Annotated in this window: 4 protein-coding genes; 3 read left to right on the top strand and 1 reads right to left on the bottom strand. The window is 48.2% G+C overall.

The annotated features are described in order from the left end of the window. The first annotated feature begins 241 nt into the window (after nucleotides 1-241). The 3 genes from ccsB to tilS all read left to right on the top strand — a co-directional run bounded on the left by ccsB (nucleotide 242) and on the right by tilS (nucleotide 3,243). On the top strand, nucleotides 242-1,312 hold the full coding sequence (gene ccsB / locus QUA24_RS16320) for a c-type cytochrome biogenesis protein CcsB (protein WP_333230760.1): 1,071 nt from the start codon (nucleotides 242-244) through the stop codon (nucleotides 1,310-1,312). 304 nt (nucleotides 1,313-1,616) lie between these two features. Continuing rightward, nucleotides 1,617-2,042 carry a KGK domain-containing protein gene (locus tag QUA24_RS16315; RefSeq protein ID WP_333230759.1) on the top strand — a complete coding sequence of 142 codons (426 nt, stop codon included), beginning with the start codon at nucleotides 1,617-1,619 and terminating at the stop codon, nucleotides 2,040-2,042. Nucleotides 2,043-2,169: 127 nt separating this feature from the next. Then, nucleotides 2,170-3,243 carry a tRNA lysidine(34) synthetase TilS gene (gene tilS, locus QUA24_RS16310; protein WP_333230758.1) on the top strand — a complete coding sequence of 358 codons (1,074 nt, stop codon included), beginning with the start codon at nucleotides 2,170-2,172 and terminating at the stop codon, nucleotides 3,241-3,243. Here tilS and hmpF read toward each other — a convergent pair. Beyond that, entirely contained in the window at nucleotides 3,240-4,985 is a 1,746-nt protein-coding gene (gene hmpF, locus QUA24_RS16305; protein ID WP_333230757.1) for a pilus motility taxis protein HmpF, read from the bottom strand. The two genes, tilS and hmpF, sit on opposite strands and share 4 nt — an antisense overlap. Nucleotides 4,986-6,000: the final 1,015 nt, after the last annotated feature.

Raw genomic sequence — 6,000 nt, 5'->3', positions numbered from 1 at the left:
TTCTAATTAACTCATAATTTTGCCTGGAATATCATTCTACTATGTATTTGTGTAATTAATTCTGTCTAACTACTTAGTAGCTTGTTTGATGCGTCCGCGCGATCGCCCACTCGCGCCTCAACAACCGCCAATCACTCATAATTGCCACAAAAATTCAAAATCCCAAACCCAAAACTGCCCAACGCCAGTACGATCGATCTAGTTAGCAAAAATAAGTAAAAACACTACCGGAGTAATTTTTATGGATCTGGTCGTACTCCAGAACTGGCTGGACAACATCTCCTTTGCCGTTTTGTTCTCCACAATGCTCATTTACTGGGTTGGCGCAGCATTCCCCGGCATTCCCTACCTATCCGCCCTAGGAACCGCAGGAATGGCCGTCGCCAACCTATCCATCGCCGCTTTACTCGGTTCTCGATGGATAGAAGCCGGCTACTTCCCCTTAAGCAATCTCTACGAATCCCTATTTTTCCTAGTTTGGGGAATCACCGCCATCCACCTAGTCGCGGAAAACATGAGCCGTTCCCGCTTAGTAGGAGTAGCCACATCCCCCGTAGCAATGGCAATATCCGCCTTTGCAGCCCTGACTCTGCCGGCAACCATGCAATCTGCAGAGCCCCTAGTACCCGCCCTCAAATCAAACTGGTTGATGATGCACGTTAGTGTCATGATGCTCAGTTACTCAACTTTAATGGTAGGAGCGTTACTGGCGATCGCCTTTTTAATCGTCACCCGCGGCCAAAAAATCGAACTCACCGGTAGTTCCTTCGGCACCAATAGCAACCGCAACGGCAACTACCGCCTCCAACGCCGTCAAAACCCCGAACCTCAAATTGCAGAAACCAGCGCCGACAGCGCATTAGTTTTCAGCGAACCCTCTTTCAACTCCAACAATAACGGTTTGGGAACCACAGCACTCCTCGAATTAGCAACCGTTCAAACCTCATCAACCGCCCCAACTCAAACCGCAGAACTTCTCTCGCCCCAGCGCTTGAATCTAGCAGAAACTCTTGATAACATTAGCTATCGCATCATCGGTTTAGGATTCCCTTTACTGACAGTTGGCATTATTGCCGGTGCGGTTTGGGCTAACGAAGCTTGGGGATCATACTGGAGTTGGGACCCGAAAGAAACTTGGGCGCTAATTACTTGGTTGGTATTTGCTGCCTACCTGCACGCCCGCATTACTCGTGGCTGGCAGGGAAGACGCCCAGCAATTTTAGCAGCCACAGGTTTTGTGGTAGTTTGGATTTGCTATCTAGGCGTAAATCTGTTAGGCAAAGGTTTACATTCCTACGGTTGGTTTTTCTAATTCCTGATCCACCAATGGGTCACAGGAGAACAGGATAAGTCAAAGCATCGGGATTAATATCATCTCCGGTTGTAGGGTGGGCAATTCCCACCTTACTCAACCAGCGATATTCTAATAATTAACTCCCTCTTCCTTCTTCCCTTTTTTTACCCGATCGCGAAGTCGAAGCGCCTTCTTTCCTCTTCTAATTTCTGCCTTACCTCTTCTAAATTCGGTCTTCCTAACCTCCGTCTTTACATCCGTTGCATCCCGTACATTGCTCGTTGCCGAACTTCCTTCATTCATTAAAATAAGGACAATTAATATGGACGAATTGCCAATATTTCCCAAACAAGATGATGTTGTGTCTGCCCCTACCAGCGCTTTGATGTATCAATGTACATTCAAAGTCAGCGAATTTATGGCAATTATGCAGGCGAAATTGGTAGACGAAAAATTATTTTCAGACGGTCTGGATTGCGAGCTATTAAGTGCTGGCAAAGACTGGACTAAAGGAAAACTTAGAATGCGTCTGGAGTTCATTCCGCTTGAACCGGAAATTAAAGAACAAAAAGCCCTTCCTGCCGCTGCAGAAAGATCAGACACCGTGCAAAACTACGCCGTAGATAGCTCAAATCAAACCGATATAGATGAGCCATTAAAGCAATGTGACTCAACAGAAATAAGTAATCATTTTCCTATTTCTAGGTATCCCGACCGCGACCCCCAAAGTATAGGAATGTGGAGCTAGGAAGGCAAAGACTGAGAGATTGGGAGAGGGGGATGTTTCCCCTTCTTTGCTCAAAATCCATCGGTTAAATCCCGGACACTGCTCGTTTTATAACTTCCTTATTTTTGCTTAATAAAAAACTGCTCTCATGGCTGAATCTTCCAATTGGACGCACCTGCACGCTCAAGTTCACAGGACGCTGCTGTACCGACAAATATTGCCATCGAATCAGCGGTTGCTAGTAGCAGTATCGGGCGGACAAGATTCTCTGTGTTTAATTAAATTACTGCTAGATTTGCAGCAAAAATGGGGGTGGAATCTAGGAATTGTTCACTGCGATCATCGTTGGCGTTCTGACTCGCAAGCGTCGGCGAATCATGTAGAACAATTAGCTAAAAACTGGGGAATATCCTACTATTTGGAAACAGCCTCGGAGATTTCCAAAACAGAAGCAGCGGCCAGACAGTGGCGATATCAAGCTTTAACCGAAATTGCGATCGCCCACAACTACCCCTACATTGTTACAGGCCACACAGCCAGCGATCGCGCCGAAACACTCCTCTACAACCTGATTCGCGGCAGTGGCGCCGATGGACTTTCCGCCCTCACTTGGAGGCGGCCCCTGCTCGATTTTCGATTGGAAGATCAGGATGAAAATTCCCAATCGAAAATCCAAAATCTAAAATCTAAAATCTATTTAGTTCGTCCCTTGCTGGAAATAACTCGATCGCAAACAGGTCAATTTTGTCAAGATCAAAAACTACCCATTTGGGAAGATTCCACAAATCAAGACTTGCAATATAGTCGCAACCGGATTCGATCGGAATTATTGCCTTATTTGGAAACTCATTTCAACCCAAAAGCCCAACAAGCCCTAGCTCAAACAGCCGAACTCCTCCGCGCCGATGTAGAATATCTCGAACTTGCAGCCAGCGACTTGCTACAGCGAGCAATGTCTCCAATTGCAGACAGTCCGCAGGTGAATTTTCAACTTCCCGTCAAGTTAAATCGCCCAATTTTGCGTGAAGCACCCCTGGCACTGCAGCGACGGGCAATGCGGCAACTACTGCAACAAATATTGCCATCGGCATCGAGTTTTGAAAGCGTAGAAAAACTAACCAGCTTAATCGTAGCGCCCAACCGATCGCAAACCGATCCATTTCCTGGAGGAGCGATCGGTCGAGTCGAACACCCTTCGATAATTTTAGATATTAAATTTTAAGCTGTGATCAAACCCGAAAGGACTTCTCGCAAATCGGAAACTACCCGATCTTGCTCCTCTCCTGTCTGCTGCACGCGATCAAGTTCCCCCGCCGCCGCTTCGAGCTTTTGGCGTAGCGCAGTCAAATTGTCCTGCACCGGCTGCAACATTTCTTGATAAACATTCACTCTGCCCCATAGTTGCGCCACTGCACCTTTCTGGTTGAACAAATTCTGCTCTAACTGCTTGAGTTCGTAGCGTTTCGCCTCACTTTCCCCATTTTGGCGGTTGACATTTGCCTCAATTTGAGATAAGGCTTCCCGCACCTGCTGAATTTCGTTTTCCAGTCTTTGCAATTCTTGGCTTTGCTGCTCCCGCTGAGTATTGAGCTGTGCGACAATAGGCCCCAAATCAATATCTCCTCGCTCTTGTTTTGGAGCATTAGCAGTACCCAGCCGCCGCCACAGCACCGCCTGATGCTGCTTTAAAACATCTTCCCGTTCCTGCAACCGGAGGCGCTGTCCCACCAGAGTTTCGTTTAACATCTGATAACTTTCGAGTTCATCTGCCATTTCATTTTCCAAAGCCATGCGATCGTACTCGCTAGCAGCTTGAATTTTCTCTTGCAGCTCCTCGATTGTCTCCCGCTGCAGAGTCAACTCCTCCTCTTGATCGTTAACAAACCGGAACACCTTTTCCAAATCCTGTTGCAGGTGTTGCACCAGCCCCTGTAACTCATCAACAGGCATCTTCTCCAAAGCTGACACATCTACTTTCTGCTCCGTACCCGCAGCACCCGAAGCAGATGCGAGCCTGGAAACTTGCTGGTAAAGATCCTCAACAGCCCGCACCTGCACAGACACCGACTGAGCCTGGTCCTGCTTAGCGCTGAGGGTACTTTGCTGCCCTTTAAGCTCCGCCCGAGCCCCGGCCAAAGCATCTTGAGATTGGTACCACTCTTGCCAGCGGTTTTGGAGGCTCTGATTTTGTCGATCGACCTCTTCTTGTTGCTGTTGAGCTATGCTTTGTTTTTGCTCCAACTGCTGCCAGTGCTGATCCAGAATTGCCTGCTGAGCGCCCACGGCACTAAAAGACTGATTCAGTTGTTCCCGCACCCCGTGGGCCGAAGCAATTGCCCCTCCCAGCTTCTGCATCAACTCCTGAATCCTCTGCGTCTGCTGCTCATCAACTACTGCCCCCTGCGGAACCTCAGACTGCTGCTGGGCCACCCGTTGCTGCTCGCCCCGTAACTGTTCCCAAGCCGTCTCAATTTCCACGCGACTGCGATCGACTTCTTCTCGCAGTCGGTTAGCTTCATCTCTAGTATTTTCAATTTCCGAGCGCTGAGCCTCCAGCCGCTCCAACTCCTCTTCCATTTGAGCCAACTGCTCTTCGCGGGCTTGCATTTCCATTTCCCGGCGATTGAGTTCCTGACTCGAAAACGTCAGAGAAGCCTTCCACTGTTCAATTTCCTCTTCCTTATCCTTAAACTTGTCCTGCAATCGCGAGAAATTTTGCAGAATGCTCACCAACTGGCGGGCCGCCTCCTGAATCCGCTGCACTTGCTTGCTAGCGCTCAACTCAACCAGCACCAGCGTGCCGTCGTTAAACTTATTAGCTTCCTCAACTGGGATCCCGTCATCGCCTGGTACGGCGCTCCAGTTATGTTCGCCCCGCTGACAAGCTAGCAGTTTCAGTTCAGCCTTACCGCCACCGAGACCAAAGCCGCTTTTCTGTTTTTGTACTTCCGCTAGATACAGCACACTAATAGTCCTCTGCTTCGTAAAACCTATCCCAACTTACTTTAAGTTACTTAAAGGCCTAAAAGATAAGTGGTGTTTACTTCCTACGCTGTTGGGTAGACGGCTAATTCCAACATAAGTAGGCTATCCCCCTTAAGCCAAAGGTTGTTGACTAAACATAACACTGCGTGTGATCATTAGTCAACTTACCTAAAGTAAACAAGTATAGGCAAGTAATGATAACTTTTTGCCACTTAAGTCTTACTTTTTGGTATCGTTTGCCCAATCGGGGGATAGCATTTTTTTCTAATTTTTCTTCAGCACTCACGCATAGCACGCCCTCACGGGAGAACTTCCAGAAAGTACGGCCGCCGCCAGTTGTCTGGAGGAATGAGAGAGCAGTACCAATGCCGCTTGATTAAAGACTAGCTCTCACTGCGGAGACTGCCATAGCCCAAACCTGAAAAAGGTCAGTCTTTGAACCTCCCCACCTCTAAAGCCGGGGGATTCTTGGCCACCTTCAAGACGACAACGGGACATTCAAATATCCCTCTACTCACTCAAAGAACTTTACTTCTCCAGGAGCGCAGACTTGCTGAGTTATTCATATTTTTAAGGTTGAACGTGACCTATGCTGCAATTATTTCCCCGTTAACTATTCCGAATTAATAGGATTAGTGCGTTGCCGGGGTTACTCGCCCTCTTGGATATTTCAATGGGTTGAAAGTTATTCTTACTCTGGCGAATGGCTCTGGGCCAATTATACCACTCTGGTTTTAGCAACACAATCGTTTCACGAGACTTAAAAGTCCCTACCGACTGATCCCCAAGTCTAAATCCCCATGTCGTTAGCCCAGGGCTTGCCTCTGGCGTTTCGATCCAAAACTTTCTATTGATTTGACAAAGCTTTAGTTAGGGGTCGATCGTGAGAAAAGCCGTTGCGGCCCCCAAGCCGGCGTCGGGGTTCGGCGGACTAGGGATTTGAACCGCGCTGCCTTAGAATAGGGTAATGACGCAAGCCTATGACGCTCGCCGC

Origin of the sequence: Microcoleus sp. Pol12B5, from assembly GCF_036701335.1 — a bacterium.
In the GTDB taxonomy this organism is placed as follows: Bacteria; Cyanobacteriota; Cyanobacteriia; order Cyanobacteriales; family Microcoleaceae; genus Microcoleus.
Note: the sequence above shows the minus strand (reverse complement) of the source record. Positions and strands in the feature narration are given on the sequence as shown.